22 protein-coding genes and 1 tRNA gene are annotated in these 26206 nt (G+C 69.5%); 13 read left to right on the top strand and 10 right to left on the bottom strand.

Going from position 1 to position 26206, the window contains the following annotated elements; all coding sequences use genetic code 11:
- Position 1 precedes the first annotated feature (1 nt).
- The 3 genes from ASH02_RS18450 to msrB all read right to left on the bottom strand — a co-directional run bounded on the left by ASH02_RS18450 (position 2) and on the right by msrB (position 4207).
- Complete coding sequence (locus ASH02_RS18450; protein ID WP_162262600.1) at positions 2 to 916, bottom strand: sulfotransferase domain-containing protein; 915 nt, start codon at positions 914 to 916, stop codon at positions 2 to 4.
- Between the two features lie 22 nt (positions 917 to 938).
- Positions 939 to 3416 carry a malectin domain-containing carbohydrate-binding protein gene (locus tag ASH02_RS18445; protein ID WP_057295236.1) on the bottom strand — a complete coding sequence of 826 codons (2478 nt, stop codon included), beginning with the start codon at positions 3414 to 3416 and terminating at the stop codon, positions 939 to 941.
- Between the two features lie 386 nt (positions 3417 to 3802).
- Positions 3803 to 4207: a peptide-methionine (R)-S-oxide reductase MsrB gene (gene msrB / locus ASH02_RS18440; RefSeq protein WP_056685905.1), complete on the bottom strand. Its 405-nt coding sequence runs from the start codon at positions 4205 to 4207 to the stop codon at positions 3803 to 3805.
- 52 nt (positions 4208 to 4259) lie between these two features.
- Here msrB and ASH02_RS18435 point away from each other — a divergent pair, with 52 nt between their 5' ends.
- Complete coding sequence (locus ASH02_RS18435) at positions 4260 to 5339, top strand: DNA polymerase domain-containing protein (RefSeq protein WP_056685908.1); 1080 nt, start codon at positions 4260 to 4262, stop codon at positions 5337 to 5339.
- Positions 5340 to 5456: 117 nt separating this feature from the next.
- Here ASH02_RS18435 and ASH02_RS18430 read toward each other — a convergent pair whose 3' ends face one another.
- From ASH02_RS18430 to ASH02_RS18420, 3 genes are all read right to left on the bottom strand, one after another.
- Complete coding sequence (locus ASH02_RS18430) at positions 5457 to 5717, bottom strand: GlsB/YeaQ/YmgE family stress response membrane protein (protein WP_235530178.1); 261 nt, start codon at positions 5715 to 5717, stop codon at positions 5457 to 5459.
- A gap of 108 nt (positions 5718 to 5825) precedes the next feature.
- A complete protein-coding gene (locus ASH02_RS18425; RefSeq protein ID WP_056686115.1) occupies positions 5826 to 6368 on the bottom strand; it encodes a hypothetical protein in 543 nt (180 codons plus the stop codon).
- An 18-nt stretch (positions 6369 to 6386) separates the two neighbouring features.
- Positions 6387 to 7472 (bottom strand): ATP-dependent DNA ligase, encoded by a 1086-nt coding sequence (locus ASH02_RS18420; RefSeq protein WP_057295235.1) that lies wholly within the window; start codon positions 7470 to 7472, stop codon positions 6387 to 6389.
- 193 nt (positions 7473 to 7665) lie between these two features.
- On the opposite strand from ASH02_RS18420, the gene ASH02_RS18415 reads away from it, so the two are divergent.
- Positions 7666 to 7744, top strand: a tRNA-Gln gene (locus tag ASH02_RS18415).
- A gap of 45 nt (positions 7745 to 7789) precedes the next feature.
- Entirely contained in the window at positions 7790 to 8491 is a 702-nt protein-coding gene (locus tag ASH02_RS18410; protein WP_056685915.1) for a VOC family protein, read from the top strand.
- Here the strand turns inward: ASH02_RS18410 and ASH02_RS18405 are convergent.
- Complete coding sequence (locus tag ASH02_RS18405; RefSeq protein WP_056685917.1) at positions 8488 to 8997, bottom strand: polyketide cyclase; 510 nt, start codon at positions 8995 to 8997, stop codon at positions 8488 to 8490. The genes ASH02_RS18410 and ASH02_RS18405 overlap by 4 nt on opposite strands.
- A gap of 131 nt (positions 8998 to 9128) precedes the next feature.
- Between ASH02_RS18405 and glmU the strand changes: the two genes are divergently transcribed.
- Both glmU and ASH02_RS18395 read left to right on the top strand, forming a co-directional pair.
- Positions 9129 to 10541: a bifunctional UDP-N-acetylglucosamine diphosphorylase/glucosamine-1-phosphate N-acetyltransferase GlmU gene (glmU, locus tag ASH02_RS18400; RefSeq protein WP_200950135.1), complete on the top strand. Its 1413-nt coding sequence runs from the start codon at positions 9129 to 9131 to the stop codon at positions 10539 to 10541.
- Between the two features lie 90 nt (positions 10542 to 10631).
- A complete protein-coding gene (locus ASH02_RS18395; RefSeq protein ID WP_056685920.1) occupies positions 10632 to 11603 on the top strand; it encodes a ribose-phosphate diphosphokinase in 972 nt (323 codons plus the stop codon).
- 270 nt (positions 11604 to 11873) lie between these two features.
- Here the strand turns inward: ASH02_RS18395 and ASH02_RS18390 are convergent, their stop codons facing one another.
- Positions 11874 to 12500: a maleylpyruvate isomerase family mycothiol-dependent enzyme gene (locus tag ASH02_RS18390; RefSeq protein ID WP_056685923.1), complete on the bottom strand. Its 627-nt coding sequence runs from the start codon at positions 12498 to 12500 to the stop codon at positions 11874 to 11876.
- A gap of 91 nt (positions 12501 to 12591) precedes the next feature.
- On the opposite strand from ASH02_RS18390, the gene ASH02_RS18385 reads away from it, so the two are divergent.
- A complete protein-coding gene (locus ASH02_RS18385; protein WP_056685926.1) occupies positions 12592 to 13032 on the top strand; it encodes a MarR family winged helix-turn-helix transcriptional regulator in 441 nt (146 codons plus the stop codon).
- A 58-nt stretch (positions 13033 to 13090) separates the two neighbouring features.
- On the opposite strand, the gene pepN is transcribed toward ASH02_RS18385, so the two are convergent.
- Complete coding sequence (gene pepN, locus ASH02_RS18380) at positions 13091 to 15592, bottom strand: aminopeptidase N (protein WP_057295234.1); 2502 nt, start codon at positions 15590 to 15592, stop codon at positions 13091 to 13093.
- A 241-nt stretch (positions 15593 to 15833) separates the two neighbouring features.
- On the opposite strand from pepN, the gene ASH02_RS18375 reads away from it, so the two are divergent.
- From ASH02_RS18375 to ASH02_RS18355, 5 genes are all read left to right on the top strand, one after another.
- Positions 15834 to 16493 (top strand): 50S ribosomal protein L25/general stress protein Ctc, encoded by a 660-nt coding sequence (locus tag ASH02_RS18375; protein ID WP_056685935.1) that lies wholly within the window; start codon positions 15834 to 15836, stop codon positions 16491 to 16493.
- 53 nt (positions 16494 to 16546) lie between these two features.
- Complete coding sequence (gene pth, locus ASH02_RS18370) at positions 16547 to 17143, top strand: aminoacyl-tRNA hydrolase (RefSeq protein ID WP_056685938.1); 597 nt, start codon at positions 16547 to 16549, stop codon at positions 17141 to 17143.
- A 166-nt stretch (positions 17144 to 17309) separates the two neighbouring features.
- The gene (locus ASH02_RS18365) at positions 17310 to 20816 is read left to right on the top strand and encodes a CBM96 family carbohydrate-binding protein (protein WP_156409803.1); all 3507 of its coding nucleotides are present in this window, start codon (positions 17310 to 17312) and stop codon (positions 20814 to 20816) included.
- Positions 20817 to 21051: 235 nt separating this feature from the next.
- On the top strand, positions 21052 to 22689 hold the full coding sequence (locus ASH02_RS18360) for a CBM96 family carbohydrate-binding protein (protein WP_057295233.1): 1638 nt from the start codon (positions 21052 to 21054) through the stop codon (positions 22687 to 22689).
- Positions 22686 to 23822, top strand: coding sequence for a hypothetical protein (locus ASH02_RS18355; RefSeq protein WP_057295232.1), 1137 nt, complete (start codon positions 22686 to 22688; stop codon positions 23820 to 23822). The genes ASH02_RS18360 and ASH02_RS18355 overlap by 4 nt, the downstream gene beginning before the upstream one ends.
- Before the next feature lie 13 nt (positions 23823 to 23835).
- On the opposite strand, the gene ASH02_RS18350 is transcribed toward ASH02_RS18355, so the two are convergent.
- Positions 23836 to 24702 (bottom strand): hypothetical protein, encoded by an 867-nt coding sequence (locus tag ASH02_RS18350; RefSeq protein WP_057295231.1) that lies wholly within the window; start codon positions 24700 to 24702, stop codon positions 23836 to 23838.
- Positions 24703 to 24911: 209 nt separating this feature from the next.
- Here ASH02_RS18350 and ASH02_RS18345 point away from each other — a divergent pair, with 209 nt between their 5' ends.
- Both ASH02_RS18345 and ASH02_RS26185 read left to right on the top strand, forming a co-directional pair.
- Positions 24912 to 25682: a 3'(2'),5'-bisphosphate nucleotidase CysQ gene (locus tag ASH02_RS18345; RefSeq protein WP_235539080.1), complete on the top strand. Its 771-nt coding sequence runs from the start codon at positions 24912 to 24914 to the stop codon at positions 25680 to 25682.
- Positions 25683 to 26063: 381 nt separating this feature from the next.
- Positions 26064 to 26201: a hypothetical protein gene (locus ASH02_RS26185; protein ID WP_156409802.1), complete on the top strand. Its 138-nt coding sequence runs from the start codon at positions 26064 to 26066 to the stop codon at positions 26199 to 26201.
- The last annotated feature ends 5 nt before the right edge of the window (positions 26202 to 26206 follow it).

The following is a 26206-nucleotide window of genomic DNA, read 5'->3' as shown; positions in this document are numbered from 1 at the left end:
GTCAGCTCCAGTGCAGGTCGCGGCCGAGCCGCTCGTAGAGGGCCTGGTTCCAGGGCCGGTAGTACTCCCGCAACCGGTCGCGGGTGCGTGGGTCGATCGGCGGCTTGGAACGCTCGTTGTAGGTCTTGAGGTCGATGTCCGGGCACACCCGCAGGCCCAGGAACTCCTGGACCCGGGCGAAGACGCCTGCCGGGTCGTCGTACATGTCCTCGGCCCGCAGGACTAGGGTCTGCTCCTCCGGATACACGTCGAGCCAGGTCGGCAGGTGCTCGACGTACCGGCCCCGGGCCAGGTAGGTGAACTGGTCGTGCTCGAGGGAGTAGTACGCCGGGTCGCTCCGCAGGCGATCGTGGTCGACCCCGGCCAGGCGGCCCTCCTCCGCGTCGATCGCCGCCTCGAACGTGGGCAGGGTCTCGGTGCCGGCCGCGACCCTGTCCCAGTAGTTCGAGTAGGCCCGGCTCACCGGGTTGCGCAGGACGGCGATGATCTTCGCGTCCGGCACGACCGAGTGGGCCCGGCCCGCTGCCGCGGGGTGGAACATGTAGTAGGGACTGGCCTCGCCCACGACGGCCCCGGGGTGCCCGGCCCGGAACCGTTCGGTCGGGAAGTGGCCCCGGTACCAGTCGACGCCCTCGTGGAAGCTGATGTCGAAGAAGTGGGCGCTCTTCAACGGCTGGAAGGAGGGGAACATCCTGAGGTTGTCGGGGTGCTGGATGAGCCAGTTCGTCAATGAGGACGTTCCCCCCTTCTTGGACCCGATGATCAGGTAGTCCGGCAGCGGACGGCGAGCAGCGGTCTGCTCGCCGTACCGCCGGACCAGGGAACGAACAGCCAGTTGGGCGGGCCGAGGAGTCCTGCGGCGCAGGACCTGGAGAGCCCGAGGCATCTCCACGCCGCGTACGGGTTGTGTCGTCATGGTCATGACCGTGTGCGTCCTCTCACGGAGCCCTGAGGAACAGGGCCCCAGTGCTCCAGTCGTGGCCGTCGACGGAAGGGCCGCTGAGGGTCTGGACCGTTCCCGGCACCGCCCCGCTCTGCCACTGCACGGTCTGCAGCGTTCCGTCGCTGTTGCTGAAGTGGAGCTTGCCGTTGGCCAGGAATCCGCCCCTGACGGTGCTCCAGTTGATGCCCGATCCGGTGTTCGGTGCGGTGAACCGCACGCCTCCGACGACGAGGCTCTCCGGGGTGAAGTACCGGTAGTAGAGCGTGTTCTGGCCGTTGAGCGTGAAGTAGAGACGGCCGGTGGTCCGGTCGAACCACATCGCCCGCATCTGCGTCAGCTCGGAGGCGAACGCGGTCAGCCCGTTGAGGTTGATGTCCCTCGGCGTGCCGAACGTGGTGCCGTTGAACGGGCGCCAGGTGAAGGTGCCGTCGGCCCAGCCGTTGTAGAGCCTGCCGTCGGCCATGAACGCACCGTGCGCGCTGCTCCAGTCGACGTTGCCGTTGCCGACCTGGGTGGTCGTGCCGGCCGCGGTCTCGGTCAGTCCCGTCCGGTAGACGTCGTCGTCACCCACGGGAGGCGGCGGGACGATGTCGGGCCGGACAATCTCGATGGCACTGATCAGCGGGTTCTCCACCACGTGGCCCAGGTCGATGTCGACGTTGCCGTCATTGGCCGCGGCGGAGATGTTGAAGGACTTCATCGTCCCCGTCGAGTGGCCGACATCGGCCGCGATGTCGTAGTTGTCGAGCACCGTCTGGCCCTCGACGCTGACGTCGAAGACCCGCTGTCCCGGGAACTGTGTGCCGTCGTACCCGTTGGCGAAGTAGAGGCGCACCTGCAGCGGCACACCCGTGGTCACCGGGAAGTCCCACTGCATCTCCGGGTCACCGTTGGGGTCCCAGCGCTCGTCGGCGAAGACCTCGGTCGGCGTGGCCGTGGGAACGCTGGCGTTGCGGCCGAAGCCCTGCGTCCAGCTGGCCGCGTTGCTGCCGCTGTTGCGGTACGCCGAGCTGGCGTCCTGGTCGGCTGCCCAGTTGGCGTAGCCGTCCGTGGAGGGAACCTCGGGGCCGCCCGCGTTGACGCGGTAGACGATCGGACTGGGACCGGTGGGTGCGACGACCCGGCCCAGCTGGAAGGCATCACCGGGAAGGCTGCCGGTGTCGTCGTCGGGGAGGATCTTCCCGTCGACGAGCGGCATCAGCCCGACTCGGCCGGCCGGCTGTCCACCGAGGGTGGTGCCGTCGTGGCCGATCCAGAGGCCTTCGGCTGTGGAGTTGAAGCGCATGACTCCCCAGCGGAGCGGCAGCTTGCCGGCGTTCCAGGTCAGCGGGAGCCCGTTGCGCACGTCGAGTGCGGCCATGCCCGAGCGCTTGACCGTGCCGGGACCGATGCAGTCACCGCAGTAGGCGTTGTTCGTCCACCGGAAGTGGCCGCCGATGTAGACCGCGGAGCCGGTGATGTGGACGGCCGTGCCGGAGTCACCGCCGAGGTAGTCGACCCAGGTCGGCTGCTGGCCGGCGCCGCTGCGGGCGGTCTCCCATCGTGCGATCGAGTCGCAGAGGGTGCCGGAGTTCGCCCCGCCGTTGAAGGCACCGCCCGTGGAGATGGCGAAGTAGCTGCCGTCCGGGGAGGTGTCGACGCCGGTCGTGTACGTCGGGAAGTTGCCGGAGCACGTCGTCGAGTAGCGCGTGGTCGACCAGTCGGTCAGCGCCGCCGTGGCGCCGCTGGTGTCGACCATCGCGACCTGGATCCGGCTCTGGCCGTTGACGTTGCGGAAGTTGCCGACCGCGATCAGCCGCGAGCCGTCCGGAGTCATCGCGAAGCGCTCGATGCCGACGCCGGAGAAGCCGGACGGGATGGTCGCCGTCGTGGAGCTCCGGAAGACGTCCGTGAAGGTCAGGTCGACGTGGTTGGTGAGGGCGCCGGTGTTGGGGTCGAGGGCGACCAGCGCCGTGTGCGGCTGGCCTCCGACCACGCTGAAGTAGCCACCGACGTAGAGCCGGCCGTTCTTCAGCTCCACGTCCATGACCTTGCCGTCGAACCCGGGCGACCGGAAGGTGGTCATCACCGCGCCGGTGTTGACGTTGATGCGGGCGATCCGGTTGGTCCGGGAGACCCGGTTCACCGAGCCGAACTGGCCGGCGACGAACACGCTCACCCCGTCGCCGGCGGGGACGATGTCCCAGACCCGGGAGCCGATGGTCGGCACGAAGGTGTTGCTGATGGTGCCGTTGGAGTTGAAGGCGAAGATGTTGTTGCGGGTGACGGCGTTTGCCGCGCCCCGTGCCCGGACCCTGGTGAAGGATCCACCGACGACCGTGACGTTGCCTACCGTGGCCGTTCCCCACACTCCACCACCGTCCTCGACGATGGGAGTCCAGGTCGCGGGCACCCTGGCGACCACCCTGTCGTGGTCCTCACCCGCCGTACTCGGGCTCGTGGCGGACAACGCCGTGAGCACGAGGGCAGCCACCCCCAACCCCACACCAAACCTTGCAGACCTTCGCATCTCTACACCCCTTGGCTCGAGGGGGTACGAGATGCACCCCCCATGACGTAAGCCCGCCTGTAGCCGCGTCCCTGAGCCGTCGGCGTCTACGGATGAGTGCAACTCTGCTGAGATCTGGGCGTCGGCGCCTGCCCAACGTTGATGAAAATTGGGCCGGCGCGCTGAGATCGGCCCGTGGCCGAGCGGTCCCTCGGCGTGGTCGGGCGCGCAGATGGCCCGTTCGGGGGGTGTGGGTGTGGCGCCGTGGGGGATGCGGAACGCCTCGCAGGACGGTATGCCGTGCGAGTGGGTGCGGTCAGGCCCGGCCAGGCCCGGCCTCGGGCTGGGTCAGACCTGGGCCTCGGGCTGGGTCAGGCCTGGGCCTTGGGCTCCAGCGTGAGGGAGATCGAGTTGATGCAGTAGCGGTCACCCGTGGGGGTGCCGAACCCGTCGGGGAAGACGTGGCCGAGGTGCGAGCCGCAGTTGGCGCAGCGCACCTCGGTGCGCTTCATGCCGAGGGAGGAGTCGTCGATGTATTCCACCGTGTCGGTCATCGGCTGGTAGAACGACGGCCAGCCGCAGCCGGAGTGGAACTTGGTGTCGCTGGTGAACAGCTCGGCCCGGCACGCCTTGCAGCGGTAGACACCGGTGTCCTCGGTGTCGGTGTACTTGCCGACGAACGGGCGCTCGGTGCCGGCCTGCCGGAGCACGGCGTACTCCTCGGGGGTCAGCTCTTCACGCCACTGCTCGTCCGTCTTCTCGACCTGGTAACCCATGGCGCCGAGTCTATTCCGGTGCCTCAACTCCCCGGGCGGTAGCGTGACGGCCATGGCGAAGGCAACAGCCGCAGAGGTCGACGTGGACGGGCGCGCGGTGCGCGTCTCGAGCCCGGACCGGGTGATCTACGAGGCCACCGAGCACACCCCCGAGGTCACCAAGCTGATGGTCGCGGAGTTCTTCGCGTCCGCCGGAGACGGGCTGATGCGGGCGTTGCGGGACCGGCCGACCGCGCTGGAGCGCTGGCCCTCCGGCGTGCGTGAGGGCATGAAGCTGGCGACCGGTCCGCAGGACAGGAACGCCGACGCGTTCTACCAGAAGCGGGTGCCCAAGGGGGCTCCCGACTACCTCGAGACCGTGCAGGTCACGTTCCCGTCCGGCCGCACCGCCGACGAGATCTGCCCGACCGAGCCGGCGGTCCCGGTCTGGTGTGCGCACATGGGCACGCTGACCTTCCACCCCTGGCCGGTTCGCCGCACCGACGTCGACCACCCCGACGAGCTGCGCATCGACCTCGACCCCCAGCCCGGTACGACGTTCGCCGACGCCGTGCGAGTCGCGGGGGTGGCCCGCGAGCTGCTCGAGGACGTCGGCATCACGGGCTTCGTGAAGACCAGCGGCAACCGTGGCGTGCACATCTTCGTGCGCATCGAGCCGCGCTGGGACTTCGTCGACGTACGCCATGCCGCGATCGGCTTCGGGCGCGAGCTGGAGAAGCGCGACGACGGCGTCACCACCGCGTGGTGGAAGGAGGAGCGGGGCGAGCGGATCTTCGTCGACTTCAACCAGAACTGTCGCGACCGCACGATCGCCTCGGCGTACTCCCTGCGGCCGTTGCCCGGTGCAACCGTCTCGACACCGGTGACCTGGTCGGAGCTGGCCGACCTGAGGGACCCGCGGGCGTTCAACCTGTTCACCGTGCCGGACCGGCTCGCCGACGGTGACCCCTGGGCGACGATCGACGACGTGCACCACGACCTGACCCCGCTGATCGACTTCTACGAGAGCTCGGGGCTGGGCGAGATGAACTATCCGCCCGACCACCCGAAGATGCCGGGAGAGCCGCCGCGGGTGCAGCCGTCGAAGAAGGTCGCCGAGCACTGGGACGAGGACGGCAACCGCATCGAGTGACCGTGCGCCTCCCTCGTCGGTTTCCCCGGTGCACCGGGGAAACATGAACTCCCCGGCCGAAATTTCGCCCGGGGAGTTCATGTTTCGGCCGGGAGGTCCTCCCGGCAAGGTCGTTGCTCAGACCTTCTTCTTGCCCATCGTTCCTTCGGCCACGCCGATCAGCACGATGGCCGCGATGACGCCGACGATGGTGCCGATCACGTTCAGCTCGAAGATCTCTCCGGTGCCGATCAGCGAGGCGATGATGCCGCCGATCAGGGCGCCGGCGATGCCGAGCACGAAGGTCATCACGAGGCTGATGTTCTGCCGGCCGGGCTTGAGAAGGCGGGCCACGACGCCGATGATGATGCCGATGACGATGAGTCCGAGGATCTGCATGCTCACTCCTACCGGTTCATGCCGCGCGACGTTGCACGGCGTACCACTCGAATGTAGACGCAACCGGGCCGAAATGGTGGGACGCTGTGGCCGGTCAGCTCGTTCGGCTCAGACGCCCGTGATGCCCTCGCCGTAGCCCTCGGCCTGCTCGTCGAAGGTCTCGCGCTCGAGCAGGTGGAGCACCGGAACGCCGATCTTGCGGCGGGCACGTGAGGTCCAGTCGACGTGGAAGAACTCGGCCACCACGTGCGGCCGGGTCAGGATGATCGCCTCGCGACCGTCGTGCTCGGTGACCGCCGCGGAGAGCGCGTCGATCGGGTGCTCGTGGACGACCTTGCCGTCGGCCGTGGCTCCGGCCTTCTTCAGCGCAGCCAGGGTGAGGGCGAGCTCGCGCTCGGAGTGGTCGAGGCACTCCTTGCGGACCTCGGCCAGGTCGACCTCGCCGATTGCCATCGCCGGGGCAGCCATCACCTCGCCCGCGGCCAGTGAGCCCATCGCCGCTTCGACCCGGGCCGCGGCGTCCTCGACGGGCATCAGCACGTGGTAGACGACCGGCTCCTCGAGCTCGTTGTGCAGTGAGGTGACCTGCGTTGCGTCTTCGTCGGAGAGCGCCTGTTCGCACAGGAGAACGACGTCGTAATGAGTAGCCATGATCATGCCTCCGGATCGTCAGCTGATAGAGAGAATTCTACCCAGGTCGTAGGAAACCGGCTCCTCGAGCTGGTCATATCCGCACGACTCCGGATCACGGTCCGGACGCCATCTCTTGAACTGTGCCGTGTGCCGGAAACGACGGCCCTCCATGTGGTCGTAGCCGACCTCCAGGACCCGCTCCGGACGCAGGGGAGTGAAGGACAGGTCCTTGCCTGCACTCCATCTCGACTGGGTGCCCGGCACCCGATCCGGGTTGGCGGTGAGGAACTCGTTCCAGCGCCCCCACGGGTGGTCGGCGATGTCGCAGACCAGCGGCTGCAGCTCGGCGATCAGCTCGGCGCGACGGGCCGCGGTGAACGAGGCGGAGACCCCGATGTGCTGCAGCTCGCCGTCGGCGTACAGCCCGAGGAGGAGGGAGCCGAGCAGCGGTGCCTCGGGGGTCGACGTCTTGTGCTCGCGGTAGCCGGCCAGCACCACGTCGGCGGTGCGGGAGTGCTTGATCTTCAGCATGGCGCGCGCGTTCGGCTGGTACGTCGCACCGAGTGGCTTGGCGATCACGCCGTCGAGTCCGGCACCCTCGAACTGCTCGAACCAGTCTTCGGCCTCGGTCGGATCGGTCGTGGTGCGGGTGAGGTAGCACGGCCCGGCCAGGCCGACGAGTGCTTCCTCGAGGGCGGTACGTCGCTCGGCGAACGGGCGGTCGACGTACGACGTGTCGCCGAGGGCGAGCAGGTCGAAGGCGACGAAGCCGGCCGGTGTCTTCTCCGACAGCATCTCGATGCGCGAGGCGGCTGGATGGATGCGTTCCTGGAGGACCTCGAACTCCAGCCGGTCGCCCACCGCGACGAAGAGCTCGCCGTCGAGCACGCAGCGGTCGGGCAGCTGCTCGCGCGCGGCGGCCACCACCTCGGGGAAGTAGCGGGTCAGCGGCTTCGTGTTGCGTGAGGCGAGCTCGACCTCGTCGCCGTCCTTGAAGACCAGGCAGCGGAAGCCGTCCCACTTGGGCTCGAACGAGAGGCCGTCGTGCTTCGCCGGGTCGGGGATGCCCTTGACCGGCTTGGCCAGCATCGGTTGCACGGGTGGCATGACGGGCAGGTCCATGGCTCGACACTAGGGCAGATTGTCGCCCGCCCGCAGGAGGCCAGTAACCTGTGGCCACACCTCGCCCAGAGCGAGGGCGTTCCCCGGTTGGTCTGCCGGGCGTGGCTGCCAGCCCCGCCAGGCGGGACGGGGATCGATCCCCGGTTGGTCTGCCGGGCGTGGCCTCCAGCCCCGCCAGGCGGGACGGGGGCATTCCCCGGTTGGTCTGCCGGCAGGGCCCGCCTGACTTTGAATCAGGACTAGCGACGTAGGTTCGACTCCTACCCGGGGAGCAAATTCCGTTGCGGCGCAACGGTCACCGTCCTAGCGTCGGTGCAATGACCGCACGTCTGCACGCGCTGACCTTCGATGCCAACGACCCCGTCGGGCTGGCCCGCTTCTGGGGCGAAGTCCTGGGCTGGGAGAGTGTCGACGGCGGGCTCACCCTGTTGCCGGACGACGAGCCGGGAGTCAGGCTCCGGTTCGTCGCGACGGAGGAGAAGAAGGTCGGCCAGGGCCGGATCCACTTCGACCTGACCAGCGCTTCTGACGACGCCATGCAGCAGACGGTGGCCCGGGCCCTCGAGCTGGGCGGGCAGCACATCGACATCGGCCAGACCCCCGACGACGGGCACGTCGTGCTCGCCGATCCCGAGGGCAACGAGTTCTGCGTCATCGAGCCGGGCAACAACTTCCTGGCCGACACCGGTTTCATCGGCGCGATCAACTGCGACGGCTCGCAGCAGGTCGGCTACTTCTGGAGCGAGGCGCTGGGCTGGCCGCTGGTCTGGGACCAGGACGAGGAGACCGCGATCCAGTCGCCCCGAGGTGGCTCGAAGGTGACGTGGAGCGGTCCGCCACTGATGCCCAGGCACGGCCGGGACCGCATGCGCTTCGAGCTCGTGGCCGACGGTGACCAGCGGGCCGAGGTCGACCGCCTGGTCGCCCTCGGTGCTGCCCGGGGCGCAGATGTCGGTGATGGCTCCGTGGCGATGACCGACCCCGACGGCAACGAGTTCGCCGTCATCGCAGCGCCCTAGACGCGACCTCGTCGCTTGACGGTGCGGGCCAGGATGCCGAGCGTCCCCTTCAGGTTCGCCTCGGAGATCACCGGGAAGATCGCCTTCCACTCAGGTAGCGCGGTCGACCAGTCGTAGTAGCTGGTCACCAGCGTGCGCACGGTGCCGTCCTCGGCCGGCTCGGTGGGGTCGAGCCGGTAGCCGTAGACGTGGCCGATCGGCGGCTTGATCGTGCCGACGATGCTCCACCCGATCTCACGGCCCGCGTCGAAGCGCTCGATGACCACCTCGACGTCGTACTCACCCATCGGGACGTCGCCCAGCGCCTCACGGTCCATGTGTACGACGAACCGGTCGCCGACGCTCGTCACCGGATCGCCGGTGGCGTCCATCAACATGCCGGAGGAGTCGATGTCGACGTGGCCGAGCGGGTCGCACAGCACGGCGAAGATGTCTTCCGGCGTGGCTGCGACGGTGCGCTGCACCTCGATGCGTTCGTCCGTCCGGGTTCCCGAATCTGAGGGCATGTCGCGAGAGTAGCGAGTCCTCGAAGGGCCGGCGAAGCGATTTCCCGGGGCGGCCCGAGCGCGCCTGACATGGCACACTCGGAGGCCGACGCTGCCCAGCGCACCAGCAGTCACACAACGGAGGAGCACCTGTGCCGCACAACCTGACCGTCGTCGTCCTCGCTGCCGGCGGGGGCACCCGCATGAAGTCGAAGACCATGAAGGTGCTCCACGAGGTGGGCGGGCGCAGCATGATCGGCCACGTGCTCAACGCCGTACAGGCGATGGAGCCGCAGCGGATCGTCGCGGTCATCGGCACCCAGCGTGAGCAGGTCGGGCCGCACATCCAGCAGCTGGTGCCGGAGGCGATCCTCGCCGTCCAGGAGTCCCAGGACGGCACCGGCCACGCGGTGCGCGTGGCGATCGACGCCCTCGACGGCCCGCTCGAGGGCACCGTCGTGGTGGTCACCGGCGACACCCCGCTGCTGCGCGGCGACAGCCTCCGCGCCTTCGCCGAGGAGCACGAAGCCGCGGAGCGCGCGGTCAGCATCCTGTCCGGCATCGTGCCCAACCCCTTCGGCTACGGCCGCATCGTGCGCAACAAGGAAGGCGACGTCGAGGCGATCGTCGAGGAGAAGGACGCGACGCCGCTTCAGCGCGACATCGGCGAGATCAACTCCGGCATCCTGGCCTTCGACGCGTCCTTCCTGGCGGAGGCGCTGACCAAGATCGGCAACAACAACGCGAACGCCGAGTTCTACCTGACCGACACGGTCGGCATCGCGCGTGAGGCCGGCCTGACCGTCGGCGCCTACGCGATCGACGACGTCAGCCAGACCGAGGGCGCCAACGACCGCGCCCAGCTGGCCGCCCTGGGCCGCGAGCTCAACCGGCGCATCGTCACGCAGTGGATGAAGGACGGCGTGACGGTGATGGACCCCGAGACCACGTGGATCGACGCCGACGTGGTGCTCAACCGCGACGTGACGATCCTGCCCGGCACCCAGCTGCTGGGTGCCACCGTGATCGGTGAGGACGCCGTCGTCGGTCCGGACACGACCCTCAAGGACTGCGAGATCGGCCAGGGTGCCCGCGTCGTACGCACGCACGGCGAGCTCGCCGTCATCGGCGACGAGGCCAATGTCGGCCCGTTCTCCTACCTGCGTCCCGGCACCAACCTCGGCGCGCGCGGCAAGATCGGGGCGTTCGTCGAGACCAAGAACGCGCAGATCGGCAACGGGTCGAAGGTGCCGCACCTGTCGTACGTCGGGGACGCCGAGATCGGCGAGGAGTCCAACATCGGGGCCGGCACGATCTTCGCCAACTACGACGGCACCAACAAGCACCGCACCAAGATCGGCAACCGCACCAAGACCGGTTCCAACAACACGTTCGTGGCTCCGATCGAGATCGGCGACGACGCGATGACGGGCGGCGGGACCACCGTGCGACGTGATGTTCCTGACGGTGCCCTGGCGGTGTCGGCGGGTCCGCAGCGCAATCTGGAGCGGTGGAAGGAACGTCGCGCCGCCGTACAGGACGCCGCGGGGTCATCCGAGGACTGAGCCGGATTAGCGGCGAGTGAAATCTGGGGGCAGAATCAGGAACACCGGCGCACAACCACGCGAACTTGAGGAGCCCCCGGCGTGAGCGGAATGAAGCGGACCACCGAGAAGAACCTGATGGTGTTCAGCGGAAGGGCCCACCCGGATCTCGCGCAGGCGGTCGCCGAGCACCTCGGCACCGGCCTCGTGCCGACCCAGGCGTACGAGTTCGCCAACTCCGAGATCTACGTCCGCTACGAGGAGTCCGTCCGCGGGTGTGACGCCTTCGTGATCCAGAGCCACACGGCTCCGATCAACGAGTGGATCATGGAGCACCTGATCATGGTCGACGCGCTCAAGCGCGCCTCCGCCAAGCGCATCACGGTGGTCATGCCGTTCTACGGCTACAGCCGCCAGGACAAGAAGCACCGCGGCCGCGAGCCGATCTCGGCCCGCCTGATCGCCGACCTCTTCAAGACCGCCGGCGCCGACCGCCTCATCACCGTCGACCTGCACGCCGACCAGCTGCAGGGCTTCTTCGACGGCCCGGTCGACCACCTGATGGCGCTGCCGATCCTGGCCGACTACGTCAAGGAGAAGTACGGCGACCAGCCGCTCGCCGTGGTCTCGCCCGACGCCGGCCGGATCAAGGTCGCCGAGCGCTGGTCCGCCCGCCTCGGCGGTGTGCCGCTGGCCTTCATCCACAAGACCCGCCGCACCGACCGGCCCAACGAGACCGTCGCCAACCGCGTCGTCGGTGACGTCAAGGGCCGCTACTGCGTGCTGACCGACGACATCATCGACACCGGCGGCACGATCGTGAAGGCCGCCGAGGCCCTCATGGAGGAGGGCGCGGCCGGCGTGATCATCGCGGCCACCCACCCGATCCTCTCCGGCCCGGCGGTCGACCGGCTGAAGAACTGCTCGGCGACCGAGGTCGTGGTGACCAACACGCTGCCGCTCTCCGACGAGCAGAAGTTCGACAAGCTGACCGAGCTCTCGATCGCCCCGCTGCTCTCCAGTGCGATCCGCGCGGTCTTCGAGGATGGTTCCGTCACCTCCATGTTCGACGGTCACGCGTAGGAGCCTGGCGAGGAACGAGCCAGGGTCCGTGACGCGGGAGGTCGAGCAGGCCCGCCGCTGAGCTTGCGAAGCGGCGTCGGCCGTGTCGAGACCCACGTCATGCGGGGAGGTCGAGCAGTGTCGACGCCCGCGTGAACGAGAACCGCCCGGCACGCACGCCCGGCACGCACGCTGGCGGACCGTAGAACATGCAGTTCGGCTCATGGTCGCGACGGTTCACGCTCAGCGTCCGGGCCGTCGGCGCGAACTGCATGTCGAACGGTCCGCTCGTCACCCCACCAGCGCCAGCCCCTCGCCGCTGAGCCCGGTCGCGACGCGGGCCCGCCCGGCGCAGACCATCAGCAGCTCCTGCATCGGGCCGCGCACCGTCGGCCCGGACCCGCGCACCCAGTCGACGTCGGTCGCCTCCATTCGCACGCTGCGGACCACCTTGCGGGTGCCCATCAGGAAGGCCAGTCTGCGGACCCGGTCGGCCGCGAGCGACGCGGCCTCGGGGTCCATTGTGTGGGAGAGGCCCAGCGGACGCACGATGTCCTGGTGGTGCACAAGTGCGTCGATCAGCGGCTCGACGGTCGTCGTGACCGGCACGTGCCGGCGTGAGTCGGCGTACGTCGTGAAGTCGGCGAGCACCTCGTCGGGGGACCGGGCGGCGGAGAGCCTCCTGACCTCGCGGAAGATCATCGCGTTGTAGCCGCGGCCGAGGTTGCGCAGCGTCATGCCCGGCATGGCGCGCCAGCCGATCTGTGGGTTCGAGATGACATGGGCGGCGACGTCCTTGACGGTCCAGCCCGGGCACAGTGACTCGGTCTGCCACTCGGCGGCGGAGAGACCGGCCAAGGTCGCCGCGAGTGAGCGGCGTTCCGCGTGGATGTGGCTCCACAACGTGTCGAGGTCCATCACGCCCACCGATAAGTAGTAAGATTGCCTGACCAATATGGTCAGCCTGCCTGACCAGTTCTGTCAAGGGTCAATCCTCAAGGGGGAGCAGATGGTCGACGAGGAGCCGATGAACCCGGCGCTGCTGATGTTCGTGTCGTCCCGGTACGCCGAGACGCGCATCCTCGAGCACCTGGCCGCAGAGGGGTTCGGCGACCTGACCCTGGCGCAGGCGAGGGTGGCCGCCCGCATCGGTCCGGACGGGACCCGCCTCACCGACCTCGCCGAGCAGGCGCAGGTCACCAAGCAGAGCGCCGGGTCGCTGGTCGACCAGCTCGAGAAGGCCGGCTATGTCACTCGCGAACCCGACCCGACCGACGCCCGGGCCCGGCTGGTCAGCCTGGCCGAGCGAGGTCGGCGTGCGCAGCAGGCTGCCCGCGAGACGGAGCACCTGATCGAGTCGGAGTGGGAGCAGCACCTGGGCGCCGCGAAGATGCGCCAGCTACGCCGGGCGCTCGAGGACCTGCGCGAGATCACCGACCCCTGGGCGTGAGCACAGACCGGGGCGCAAAAATCCCCGGTTCGCGCATCGAAAGCACGCGGTTCGCGCATCAAGAATCCACGGTTCGCGACCTGACGTGGAGGGCGAGGGTGAGGTCGTCGAGGCGGTCGGACCACTCGCGGTGCAGCACGGTCGGGACGCCGGCAGCGGTGGGGACGCCGGCAGCGGTGGGGACACCGTCGGTGGAGTCGGCCAAGGCGCCCGTCACGCCGTCGCGCAGGCGCTCCATCGCCGGCAGCGGCAGCGGCAGCACGGGGAACGAGTGGCCGACGCCCTTCGAGAAGGCCTGGCCCCGACGGCGGGCCACCTTGGGCCCGGCTTCCACGTAGCGGTCGAGGTAGGCGTCGACGAGATCGTGCTGCCCGGCGGTCCAGAAGCCGTCGTTGACCGCGCGGAACTCGCGGTTCGACGGCTCGCCCTCGTAGGCCAGCGCCCAGGCCGCGGCCTTCGCCTCGGGCGTGGGTACGGCGGCGCGGGCTCGGAGCGCACCGATCTCCCCGCTCGCCGAGGAGTCCTGCTCCAGCGTGTGGTCGATCACCGAGGGGTCGGCGCCAAGCTCGACGAGTCGGCGTACGGCGGACCACCGCAGGTCGGGGTCGAGCGGGTGGCCCGGAGCGGTCTCGCCGGAGGACAACCACTCCTCGAGCAGGGCGACGTCGGTCGTCGTGGCGGCCAGGGCCTGAGCGGCGGCGACGGCGCGGGGCCCGTCCCAGCCGTCGGCCAGCACCATCGTCGCGACCGAGGAGACGACCCCGGCCGCCTCCTCCAGTTGCGCGGGTGCGACGAGACGCGCGAGCACCTGCTCGCGCACGAGAACCAGCGCGCCCTCGAAGACCATCGGGTGCGGCTCCGCGGCCAGGTGGGCCGCGACCAGGGCGAACACGTCGGGCACCGGAAGGTCGCCCGTGCGCGTCATGTCGACCGCGGTGTGCCAGAGCACGGCCCGGGTCAGCGGGTCCTCGAGGTGGCTCAGCCGGTCGACAACGAACGCCCACGACTGCGGGTCGAGCCGCACCCGGGCGAAGGTCTCGTCGCCGCTGTTGGCGACCACGGCCAGACCGGCGAACTCGGGCAGCGGCACGGGCTCGTCGGCGAGATCGACGAGTCGCGAGCCGACCACCTCGCCGGAGTCGGCGTACCCGGTGACGGTGAGGCGGTGCGGCCGCCCGCCCTCACAGGTGAGCACCGGCACGCCGCCGTCGCGGCTGACGAGGATCGTGTCGAACCCGCTCTGCCGCAGCCACACCTGCGCCCAGGCGCGGACGTCGCGATCGCTGACCGAGTCCAGGGCCTCGAGGAAGTCGGCGAGCTCCGCGTTCCCGAAGCCGTGGCGGGTCAGGTAGGCGTTGGCCCCGGCCACGAACGTGTCCTCGCCGAGCCAGGTGACCAGCTGGCGCAGCACGGCGTTGCCCTTGGCGTAGGTGATCATGTCGAAGTTCCCGAAGGCGGTGTCGACGTCGACCATCGCCTCGGCGTCCTCGGCCACCGGGTGGGTGGAGCGACGCTCGTCGGCCCGGTAGCCGCTCGGCTTGCTGTTGACCGCACACGCGATCCAGCCGTCGGTGAAGCCGGCGGCGGCGCCGGCCACCTGGTAGCCCATGTAGTCGGCGAACGACTCGGAGAGCCAGGAGTCCTCCCACCACTTCATGGTGACCAGGTCGCCGAACCACATGTGTGCCATCTCGTGCGCGATCACCATGGCGCGGTGCTGCGCCTGCATGGCGCTCGGAGTGCCGCGGAAGAGCAGTCCGTCGTCGAAGGTGATGCAGCCGGGCATCTCCATGGCGCCCCAGTTCAGGCCCGGGACCATCACCTGGTCGTAGGAGTCGAACGCGTAGGGCTCGTCGAAGGTCGCGGTGAAGTGGTCGAAGCAGGAGGTGGTGATCCGGCGCAGCTCGTCGGCGTCCCGATCGAGCTCGGTGGCCAGCGACTGGCGCGCGTGCCACCCGAACGGCAGCCCGCGGTGCTCGAACGCCACCGAGTGCCAGGGACCGGCGCACACCACGAAGAGGTACGGCGAGATGGGCGGCGTGGTGGCGAAGGACCAGTGGCCCTCGCCCGAGAGCCTGCACTGACCGTTGGCCAGCACGGTCCACCGCGGGTCGGCGTCCACGGTCAGCGTGACCGTCGCCTTCAGGTCGGGCTGGTCGAAGCAGGCGAAGACCCGTGAGGCGATGTCCATCCCGCAGTACGCCGACACGTAGGTCTCCCCGTCGGCCGGGTCGACGAACCGGTGCATGCCGTCGCCGTTGGTGACGTAGGGCAGCGTCGCGTCGACGACGAGCTCGTTGTGCTCGGCGAGATCCGTGAGCGTGACGCGGCCGTCGGCCCACGCGCCCGCCGGCAGCTCCACGCCGTTGAGGGTGGCCCGCACCGAGAGTGCGTCGGCGATCTCGACGAACGTCTCCGCCCCGGTCTCCCGTGCGGTGAACCGGATCGTGGAGCGTGAGCCGAAGTGCTCCATGCCGGTCAGGTCGAGGTGTACGTCGTACGACGTGACGTCGAGGAGGGTGGCGCGCTGACGGGACTCGGAGAGCGAGAGGGAGGTCACGCGTCGACGTTACTGGGCACCGGGAAGGCGTGAATTGGTCAACCGGGGGGACCCGGCCGTAAGATCGTCCAGTTGCCTCGGCGAGGGAGCGCTGCACATCCGCAGGGACTCCGTGATCGACAGGGCCGGTAGATCCACCACGCCGCGCTTTCCGATCCGGAAGACGCGGCGTTTCTCGTCTCCGGCATCCACTGCCCTCATCTGAGAAGCACGCATCCGCGAACCACGCCAGGAGAAGAACATGTCAGCCGAGAAGATCAAGGCCGAGACCCGCACCGAGTTCGGCAAGGGCGCCGCCCGCCGGGCCCGTCGTGCCAACCAGATCCCCGCGGTCATCTACGGCCACGGCAACGACCCGATCCACGTGACCGTGCCGACGCACGCCACCACCATGGCGCTGCGCCACGGTGGCGCCAACGCGCTGCTCGAGCTCGACATCGACGGCAAGACCCAGCTCGCGCTGACCAAGGCCGTCCAGGTCGACTCGGTCCGCCGCCTGATCGAGCACATCGACTTCGTCGCCGTCCGCAAGGGCGAGAAGGTCACCGTCGACGTCCCCGTCCACCTGGTCGGCGAGGCCGCCAAGGAGACCCTGGTGATGACCGAGAACACCACCCTCCAGGTCGAGGCCGAGGCGACGCACATCCCCGAGTACTTCGAGGTCTCCATCGAGGGACTCGAGGCGGGCACCCAGATCCTGGCCAACGCGATCACGCTCCCGTCGGGCAGCACGCTGCTCTCCGACGACGAGCTCCTCATCGTCAACATCGTCGAGGCGCCCACGACCGAAGAGGTCGAGGCCGAGCTCGAAGAGGCCGAGGCCGAGGCCGGCATCGAGAAGGACGAGCCCGAGGTGCCCGAGGTCGGCGAAGAGGCTGCCGAGGGTTCCTCCGAGGAGTGATCTTCCGCCGAACCCGTTTGATCGTTTCGCGCAAGGACCGGGATACTTCAGGCATGACCGAACCACAGGACGTGTGGCTCGTCGTCGGCCTGGGGAATCCCGGTCCTTCGTATTCCGGGCACCGGCACAACGTCGGCTACCTCGTCACGGACGAGCTGGCCGCGCGGATGAGTGCGTCCTGGCGTGCGCACAAGACCGGGCGCGCCGACGTGGTCGAGGGCAGGCTGACCCCTGCCGGCACGCCCGGACCCCGCGTCGTGCTGATGCGCGGGCGCGGCTACATGAACGAGTCCGGCGGGCCGGTCTCGGCAGTGGCCAAGTTCTACAAGGTGCCGCCCGAGCGCATCATCGCCGTGCACGACGAGCTCGACATCGGCTTCGGAACCCTGCGGGTCAAGCTCGGCGGTGGCGACAACGGTCACAACGGCCTGCGCTCGATGCGCTCCTCGCTCGGCACCGGCGACTTCTACCGGGTGCGGGCCGGCATCGGCCGCCCCCCGGGCCGCCAGGACGTCGCCGACTTCGTGCTCTCGAACTACTCCGCGAAGGAGAAGAAGGAGCTCCCGTTCCAGGTCTTCGACGCCGCAGACGCGATCGAGTGCCTGACCACCGAGGGCCTCGCGAAGACGCAGTCGCGCTTCAACAGCTGAGCGTCGTACGACGGCTCGCCGGGACCATCTCCACGGACCATCTCCAAAATGGGCGATAGACCCACTCGACCCGGGTCCGCGCGCGTTCTGGTGGCACGATGGGCGGGTCTGCTCAGTTCGTCCCGGGGAGGGGCATCCCGGGATGAGCGGTCAGGTGGGTGGCGTGATGAGGAGCGACAGCGGGAACTGTCCAGGGCTCGTGCGGTTGCTGCTGGCCGCGCTCGTCGGCCTGGCGCTGAGCCTGGCGGGCCAGGGTGTCCTGGCCCCGGTCATGGCGGACGTCCACGTCGACGACACCCCGGCGCCCTCCTGGCGGCTGAACGGACGCACCTACGCCACCAAGATCGTGGGCGACACAGTCTTCGTCGGAGGCACGTTCACTGCCGCCGTCAGCCCCACCGGACAGTCCGTGCCACGACGCAACCTGGCCGCCTTCGACCTGACCACTGGTGCCCTCCTGACCGACTGGCGGGCCGACGTCGATTCCACGGTGCAGGCCCTCGACTCCGACGGCTCCTGGCTGTACGTGGGCGGCTCCTTCACCAACGTGGACGGACAGACCCGGCGGCGTCTGGCCAAGGTGGGCGTCGGGAGCGGTGACCTGGACCCGGGCTTCGCGCCGAACGTCAACTCGACCGTCCGCGCGCTGGTCCTCGACGGGTCGTCGCTCTACGCCGGTGGCCACTTCACCAGCGTGGACGGGGCCTCCCGGCTCCGGGTGGCGCGCCTGTCGACGACCGGTCAGCTGGACGGCCAGTTCACGCCGGAGGCCAACGGCAACGTCTTCGGCATCACCAAGGCGCCTTCGTCCCCCGTGGTCTACGTGTCAGGCCCGTTCGGCCAGCTGAACGGCGTCAACCGCAACGGTGTGGGTGGCCTGAACGCCGTCACAGGCGCCACCACGGGTCCGTCGTTCGGCTCCTCGGCCCGCCCCACCCTCGGCCTGACGGTCAACGAGGACGGGACGATGCTGTACGGCGCTGGTGGCAGCGGGCTCAACGCCGTCTCCGCATGGAACTCGAGCACGGGCGTCCGGGTCTGGACCCATCGCGCCATGGGGGACATCCAGGCGATCGAGCACTACGATGGCACGGTCTACTTCGGCTTCCACGAGGGGTTTCAGGGCAACACCGGGCTGAGGATCCTCGCGGCCGACGACCTGACCGGGGCCCTCGACCCCGACTTCCGCCCGACGTTCAACCTCTTCTGGGGCGTGGACGCCATCGACGTGACCGCCGACGGCGTGGTGGTCGGCGGTGACTTCACCCAGGTCTCCGGGGTCGCGGCGCAGGGGTGGGCCAGGTTCCCGGGCTCGGGGACGCCCGACGAGACGGCACCGTCGCCTCCGACCGGCCTGCACACGACGTCCGTCCAGCCGACCTCGGTCGCCCTGTCCTGGAGCGCCGCGAGCGACGATCGGGGCGTCGCGGGCTACGACGTGACTCGCGACGGTGTGCCCGTCGCTGCGGTGGGTGGCACCACCCTCACGTTCAACGACACGGCACTCCAGCCGGAGAGCACCTACCGGTACGCCGTCCGAGCGCGCGACGCCGCCGGCAACGAGTCGGCGTACTCCGCGGAGCTGTTGGTCACCACGCCGGAGCTGGGGCCTGAGCCCGAGGAGCTGGTCTTCGGCCCGTCCGACGACGCCACGGTCCGGCAGGACCAACCGCAGGGGAACTTCGGCGGCACCCAGCGGCTGTCGGTCGACCTCAGCCCCGCCGTCCAGCACAGCCTGATCCGTTTCGAGGTCGACGGAGTCGCCGGCCGTGACGTGGAGCGGGCGGTGCTGTCGCTGGCCGCCGTCGACCAGTCCGAGGCGGGCGGCACCGTGGCGCCCACGGGCGAGGCCTCCTGGGACGAGGACACCGTCACCTGGAACACGGCCCCTGCTGCCGCGGCACCTGTCGCCACGCTGCCCCGGGTCAACGCTGGGGTGCGCTACGACGTGGACGTGACCAGCCTGGTCACGGCGGACGGTGACGTGAGTCTGCGCCTCCAGCCGCAGTCCGCGAACGGCGCCGACTACGGGTCCAAGGAGGCCGGTGCTGCCCTTGCGCCTCGTCTCGAGGTGACCGTCGCCGGGGAGCCGGATCCGCCCGACCCGCCGACCGACGACCCGGTGCTGGTGGGTGCCGGGGACATCGCCGCGTGCGAGACCACGGACGACGAAGCCACTGCTGCGTTGCTCGATGACGTCGAAGGGACGGTCATGGCGCTCGGCGACACCGTCTACCCCGACGCCACGGCACAGCAGTTCGCCGATTGCTACGGCCCCAGCTGGGGTCGGCACCTGGACCGCACCAGACCCGCCGTCGGCAACCACGAGTACCAGTCGCCCGACGCGGCGCCCTACTTCGCGTACTTCGGGTCGGCGGCAGGCCAGCCGGACCAGGGCTGGTACAGCTACGACGTCGGGACCTGGCACATCGTGGTGCTCAACAGCAACTGTGCCCGCGTCGGTGGCTGCGGGACAGGGTCGCCGCAGGAGCAGTGGCTGCGTGCCGACCTGGAGCAGACCACCCGGGACAACATCGCCGCCTATTGGCATCATCCCTGGCAGGTCTCGGGAACGCGCCAGGACGGGACTGAGATGGGAGACCTCTGGGGCGTCCTCCACCAGCACGGCGCGGAGTTCGTGGTGGCCGGGCACGAGCATTTCTATGAACGGTTCGCGCCCCTCGACGCACTCGCCCAACCGGACCCGTCGTTCGGAATGCGCAGCTTCGTGGTCGGCACCGGCGGGCGAAGCCTGTATCCGCTCCCGACGCCGGCCACCCACAGCGTGGTCCAGGGCCAGGCCTTCGGTGTCCTGAAGGTGACCCTGCACGAGGACAGCTATGAATGGGAGTTCCTCCCGGTGCCGGGATCGGGCTTCACCGACTCGGGCATCAGCGCGGTGCACCCGGCGCCACCGGAAGACACCGAGCCGCCGACCGCCCCCACGGGCCTGATCGCCACGCAGGCGGGCCAGGACCGGATCGACCTGGCATGGGCCGCGGCGAGCGACAACCAGGCCGTGCTCGGCTACCAGATCGAGCGGGACGCCACGGCTGTCGCGACGGTGGGCGACCTGCTGGCCTACAGCGACACGGGGCTGGTCGCTGGTCGCGCCTACACGTATCGCGTGCGGGCCCGCGATGGCGGAGGCAACTGGTCGGCCTGGAGCGAACCGGCGACCGCCACGACGTCGGTGCCCTCCGACACGATCGTCATCCCGCTCGAGCAGGACTCCACCGCCCGTGCAGACCTGCCGACACGCAACTTCGGCGCCGCCGCAACCTGGCTGGTCGACGGCAACACCGTCAAGGACGGGCTCCTCCGGGTCGACGTGGCCGGGGTCGGCGATCGCCAGGTGCTCTCCGCGACCCTCCACGTCCACTGCGTCGACCCCTCCAACAACGGCGGGTCCTTCTTCGCCATGGGCACCGGATGGGACGAGGGTTCGGTCACCTGGAACACCGCGCCGCCTGCCACCGGTCCGGCGCTGGACACGCTCGGCAGGGTGACGGTGGGTCAGGACTACGACGTCGACCTCACCGGCTACGTCACGGGTGACGGCAGCTACGCGTTGAGGGTGGCGTCGTCGGCACCCGACGGCGCGGACTACGCATCATCGGAGTCCACGACCGCACCCGGCCCCGTCCTCGAGCTCACGCTCGGTCCGCCGTGAGACGGGGTGCCGGGCGAACAGTCGGCCGCGAGGTTCACCAAGTTGCGGTATATCCCGGCGCACTCGGCCATCGCCGACCCTCCTGCGTCCAGAGTTGAGGGGAAGTTCTCGGGGGCCGCCCGGTCGAGCGTGCTCGACCAGTGGGGCGCCTTGGGGGGCAGTGGCGACGACCTCGCCTGCCGCGACCCCTCGAACCGAGTCAATGGCAACGGACGCGGATGCAGGGGAGCAGGACATGAAGGGGAAGGTGTGGTCCCTCGGCGGTGCACGGCGCCTGCTGGTGGGTGGCCTGCTCGGCGCCTCCTTGAGCATCGTGGCGCAGGGAAGCTTGTCCACCGCGTCGGCGGACGTGTTCGTGGACCAGAGGCCAGCGGCGTCATGGCGGGTCAACGGAGTCGTGCGGGCCACGGTCATCGTCGGAGACACGGTGGTCGTGGGCGGGTCGTTCACCACGGCGGTCAGCCCCAACGGCCAGTCGGTGGCGAGGCGGAACCTGGCCGCCTTCAGCCTGACCACGGGAGCCCTGCGCACGGACTGGCGGGCTGACGCGAGCGCTGACGTCCGGGCCCTCGAGACGGACGGCAGTTCCATCTATGTGGGTGGAAGCTTCACCACGATCGCCGGGCAGGCCCGTCAGCGGATCGCGAAACTCGGTGTGGCCACCGGCGCCGTGGACGCGCAGTTCCGGCCCAATCTCAACAGCACGGTCAGGGCGATCGAGACCGACGCGTCCGCCGTCTACGTGGGCGGTCAGTTCACCACCGTGAACGGCGCGACCAGGCAGCGCATCGCCAAGCTCACCTTCAACGGGGCACTCGACCCGGACTTCCGTCCCAACGCCAACGGCTACGTGTGGGGGATCGTGAAGACGCCGACCTCGTCGGTGGTGTACGTGTCCGGCCTGTTCACCCAGCTGAACGGGGTGAACCGGAACGGGGTGGGCGCCCTGAGCGCCACCAACGGGTCGACCACCGGACCGTCGTTCGGGTCCTCCGCCCGGCCCACCCTGGGTCTGGCGATCAATCCTGACGGGACCCGGCTGTACGGCGCCGGCGCCAACAACACGGCGGCGGCGTGGAGCACGGCGACCGGGACCCGGGTGTGGCGAGTCGTCACCATGGGCGACATCCAGGCCATCGAGTACTACCAGGGCACGGTCTACTTCGGCTTCCACGACGGCTACCAGACCAACCACGAGCTCAAGCTGCTCGCGGCCGACGCCGTGACCGGCGCGGTCGACCCCACGTTCCGGCCGCGGTTCAACCGGTTCATGGGCGTGATGGCGATCGACATCTCCCCGCTCGGCCTGGTGGCCGGTGGCGACTTCACCAGCGTCACTGGAGTGGCCGCCCAGGGGTGGGTCAGGTTCCCACCGGACGGCCCGCCCGACCCGGGCACCGAGGAGGTGACGTTCGCGGCCACGGACGATGCCACCATCCACCAGGGCCAGCCGACGACGAACTTCGGCGGGGCCGACCGGCTCCTGGTCGACTCGTCACCCGCGGTGCTCAACAGCCTGGTGCGGTTCTCGGTCACGGGCGTCGCAGGTCGTCAGGTGCAGCGGGCGACGCTTCGCCTCTACGTCCTGGACCCCACGGAGGCAGGAGGCGCGGTGTCCGGGACGAGTGACACGACGTGGAGCGAGCAGACGGTCACCTGGAACACGGCGCCGGCCGCCGGCCCACCCGTGGCCACCCTGCCGAGCATCCAGGCGGGCAGCTGGTACGAGGTGGACGTGACTGATCTCGTCACCGGCGACGGAGCACTGAGCCTGCGGATCACGCCGATGTCGACGAACGGCGCCGACTACGCGTCCTCGGAGTACCCCGGCGGCCTCGGACCCGCTCTCGTGCTCAGGGTGGCGGACCAGTGACCGGGTACAGGGCCGCGGTTCGGCTGCTGGTGGCCGGTGCGGTCGCGGCGGCGATCAGCCTGGTGTCGGTGGACAGCCCGGCAGTCGCGTCGGTCGAAGCGGTGCCGTACCGGGTTCCCGAGGGCTCCTGGCAGGTGAACGGTCCCGTGTTCGCCACTGCCATCATCGGTGACACCGTCATCGTCGGAGGAGCCTTCCGCACGGCGATCAGCCCCACGGGCGCGGTGGTTCCCCGCCGCAACCTCGCCGCGTTCAGCATGACCACCGGTGCCCTGCGGATGAACTGGACCGCCGACACCGTGGGCACCGTGCGCGCCCTCGAGGCCGACGGGAGCTTCGTCTACGTGGGTGGCTCCTTCACCCAGGTCGCGGGCCGGGCCCGGCTCCGGATGGCCAAGGTCTCGGTCACCTCGGGACGGCTGGACTCCGGCTTCCGGCCCCGTTTCAACAACACCGTCAGGGCCATCGCGGTCGACCGCACCTCGGTGTACGTCGGTGGCAAGTTCACCGACGTCAACGGGAGGACCCGGTGGCGCCTCGCCAAGTTTTCGAGGCGAGGCGCCCTCGACGGTCGCTTCCGGCCCCGCGTCAACAATGTCGTCTGGGGACTGGCCAAGGCCCGCTCCTCGTCGACGGTCTACGTGGCCGGCCCGTTCAGCAAGGTCAACCGTGCGTGGCGCAACGGTGTCGGTGCGGTGCGGTCGACCACCGGTGCCACGACCGGGCCGGCCTTCGCCCGCGCCACCAAGCCCACGCTCGGCCTCGCGGTCAACGCCACCGGCTCGCGGCTGTACGGCGCCGGAGGGTCCGGGGCGAACACTGCCTCGGCGTGGAGCACCCGCTCCGGAACTCGGCTCTGGCGCGTCGCCGCGATGGGCGACATCCAGGCGATCGAGTACTACCGGGGCCGGGTCTACTTCGGCTTCCACGACGGGTTCCGGGGCAACAAGCGGATCAAGATGCTGGCGGCGTCGGCGTTCACCGGCGCCCTCGACCGCAACTTCCGACCCCGGTTCGACGGGTTCTGGGGGGTGAAGGCGATCTCCGTGTCGCGCCTGGGTGTGGTCGCGGGCGGCGACTTCAACACCGTCGACGGCGAACAGGTCAGGGGCTGGGTCAGGTTCCGCCCCTGAGCCTTGTCGCGGGCTAGCGCACCGCCACCTGGTAGACGGGGCTCCGAACGCCCTCGCTCCCGGCGAACAGGCGGCCGCCGGCGCGGTTGAACTCGATCGACTCGCCCTGCTGGCGCGACGGCAGCAACACCCGGTGGGCCCCCGCACTGAGCGAGGCATAGGTGTACGCCGACCCGTAGGTGCCGAGCACGTAGCCCCACCCGCCCGGCCGGAAGGACGCACTCGTCACCGTCGACGGTGCGCGGCGCAGCTTCCGCAGCCGGTTCACCGACGTGGCGGAGAGGGTCCGGGGGCCGACGTACACGGCGCCCCTCACCTGCTTGGACACGATGAACACGCGACCCGTGCGGGGGTTGACCATCATGCCCTCGGAGTCGTGGGCACCGTCGGGATAGGCGAAGGTGAACCTGGTGGCCCTGACCGTGCGGCTGTAGAGCCGTGCGGGCTCGCGGAACCGGTAGACCTGGATGCGCGAGCGGGACCGGCTGTTGTCGCCCGTGTCGCCGACCCAGAGCGTGTGGTTCGGGCCCGACGACATGTCCTCCCAGTCGTAGGACTTGGCACCGCGCAAGGTCAGCACGGCGCGGGTCCTGCCGTTCGCGCCGACGGCGAACACCCGGGGGCGGTCGCCGCTGTCGTTGTGGGTGAACAGGGTGTCGCGGGCGTAGGTGCTGCGGGCCAGCCCACTCGACTCCGTGACGCGGGTGTCGAGGATGTGCCGGTTCACGGGGGTCAGGGCGGTGGCAGTGGTGGCCGTGGTCGCGCTCGAGGCGAGGGGGACCGGCGATCCCGAGGCGGGGGACCAGGCCACGGTGGTGGCCGCGAGGGCCAGCCCGGTCGTGGCCGCTGTCAGGGCGAGGCGCGTGCGAACGTGTGACATGAGGAGCTCTCTCCGGTTGTCGAGACTGGGCCGGCTTGCTTCCCGAGGCCGCCGCAACGCTACGGCGATTTTCTTGACGAGTGTCCAGCTCATCCCCAGATTTGGGGACGGACTGGGGCGCGTGAGAACCAGAGTGGCGGATGGGCGCCGAAAAGTCAGCCACTAGGACAAGGAATGTTGACCGGGTGTGACTTCAGTAGGCTCTGACCGTGACTACAGAGATCCCCGCCGCAGCGGCCACCGACGACCACATCTTCGCCACCTGGCTGGCCACCGTTGCCGGTGAGCGACTCCTCGAGGTGCGCACCCAGGGCCTCGAGGGCCGCGAACTCAAGGACGCCGGTGACGCCGCCGCCCAGGCGTTGATCGCCGAGCTGCTCGCCGAGCACCGGCCCGACGACGCGGTGCTCTCCGAGGAGGCCGCCGACGACAAGTCGCGCCTCGACGCCTCGCGGGTCTGGATCATCGACCCGCTCGACGGCACCCGCGAGTTCTCCGAGCCCCCGCGCGACGACTGGGCGGTCCACGTCGCGCTCTGGCAGGACGGCGACCTCACTGTCGGTGCGGTCGCGCAGCCCGCCCTTGGCGAGACCTTCAACACCGGCACGCCCTCGGTGGTTCCGGCCCGTACGTCGACCCGGCCCCGCATCGCCGTCTCGCGCACCCGTCCGCCGGCGTTCGTGCAGGCACTGGCCGAGGAGATCGACGCCGAGCTCGTGCCGATGGGCTCGGCCGGCGTGAAGGTGATGTCCGTCGTACGCGACCTCGCCGACGCCTACGTGCACGCCGGCGGCCAGTACGAATGGGACAACGCGGCACCGGTCGCCGTGGCGCGTGCCGCCGGCCTCTTCTGCTCGCGGGTCGACGGGTCCGAGCTGGCCTACAACCAGGACGACGTCTCCCTGCCCGACCTGATCGTCTGCCGCCCCGAGCTTGCCGCGCAGATCGTCGACTTCGTCAAGCGCAACGGCACCGAGTGACACCGGCCCTCCGGGGCGGATGAGCGGCCGGAAATGAAGAAACCCCCCGACGGGAATCGGGGGGTTTCGCAGCGCAGGGGGGGACCTGAACGCTATTTCCGCCGTGCCCGTGGGGGTGGGCCGGGGTGTGCCTTCCAGTTGGCACCGGGGGGATTGTTGCCAACTGGACTTGACTGAAATTTACCCATAAGTCCCCGAAGTTGTCCTCCTTTTGCGAGAATTCGAAAGAAGTCGTGCTGAGAACGTCAATCACGACGATTTCGGGAGCAAGATCAGGCCCACAAGGGCCGGATCTCGCCGGCGCTGGTCTGGACCAGTGTCGGTCTCAGCCTTCGGGGGAGGCTGATCAATCAGGGAATCACTTCTGGGAGGAAGAGCATCATGAAGAAGGCACTCATCACACTGGTCGTCACCGCTGTCGCAGCACTCGGCGTGGCAGGTCCGGCTATGGCCAAGTCCGACAACGACGCAAGGGGCGGCAACACCACCATGCGTATCGGCGACGGTTGGTGCTGCTGAACGCT

The sequence above is a fragment of the Nocardioides sp. Soil796 genome (genome assembly GCF_001429525.1).
Classification (GTDB): domain Bacteria; phylum Actinomycetota; class Actinomycetes; order Propionibacteriales; family Nocardioidaceae; genus Nocardioides.
This window is presented reverse-complemented; position numbering and strand designations above follow the sequence as displayed.

Coding starts and splice junctions, on each gene's coding strand:
- pth (WP_056685938.1), top strand. CDS start 16,547: ATGACCGAACCACAGGACGTGTGGCTCGTCGTCGGCCTGGGGAATCCC.
- ASH02_RS18395 (WP_056685920.1), top strand. CDS start 10,632: ATGAAGCGGACCACCGAGAAGAACCTGATGGTGTTCAGCGGAAGGGCC.
- ASH02_RS18435 (WP_056685908.1), top strand. CDS start 4,260: ATGGCGAAGGCAACAGCCGCAGAGGTCGACGTGGACGGGCGCGCGGTG.
- ASH02_RS26185 (WP_156409802.1), top strand. CDS start 26,064: ATGAAGAAGGCACTCATCACACTGGTCGTCACCGCTGTCGCAGCACTC.
- ASH02_RS18390 (WP_056685923.1), bottom strand. CDS start 12,500: ATGGACCTCGACACGTTGTGGAGCCACATCCACGCGGAACGCCGCTCA.
- ASH02_RS18360 (WP_057295233.1), top strand. CDS start 21,052: ATGAAGGGGAAGGTGTGGTCCCTCGGCGGTGCACGGCGCCTGCTGGTG.
- ASH02_RS18420 (WP_057295235.1), bottom strand. CDS start 7,472: ATGGACCTGCCCGTCATGCCACCCGTGCAACCGATGCTGGCCAAGCCG.
- ASH02_RS18430 (WP_235530178.1), bottom strand. CDS start 5,717: ATGCAGATCCTCGGACTCATCGTCATCGGCATCATCATCGGCGTCGTG.
- ASH02_RS18450 (WP_162262600.1), bottom strand. CDS start 916: ATGACGACACAACCCGTACGCGGCGTGGAGATGCCTCGGGCTCTCCAG.
- ASH02_RS18385 (WP_056685926.1), top strand. CDS start 12,592: ATGGTCGACGAGGAGCCGATGAACCCGGCGCTGCTGATGTTCGTGTCG.
- ASH02_RS18365 (WP_156409803.1), top strand. CDS start 17,310: ATGAGGAGCGACAGCGGGAACTGTCCAGGGCTCGTGCGGTTGCTGCTG.
- msrB (WP_056685905.1), bottom strand. CDS start 4,207: ATGGGTTACCAGGTCGAGAAGACGGACGAGCAGTGGCGTGAAGAGCTG.
- ASH02_RS18425 (WP_056686115.1), bottom strand. CDS start 6,368: ATGGCTACTCATTACGACGTCGTTCTCCTGTGCGAACAGGCGCTCTCC.
- ASH02_RS18410 (WP_056685915.1), top strand. CDS start 7,790: ATGACCGCACGTCTGCACGCGCTGACCTTCGATGCCAACGACCCCGTC.
- ASH02_RS18350 (WP_057295231.1), bottom strand. CDS start 24,702: ATGTCACACGTTCGCACGCGCCTCGCCCTGACAGCGGCCACGACCGGG.
- ASH02_RS18405 (WP_056685917.1), bottom strand. CDS start 8,997: ATGCCCTCAGATTCGGGAACCCGGACGGACGAACGCATCGAGGTGCAG.
- ASH02_RS18375 (WP_056685935.1), top strand. CDS start 15,834: ATGTCAGCCGAGAAGATCAAGGCCGAGACCCGCACCGAGTTCGGCAAG.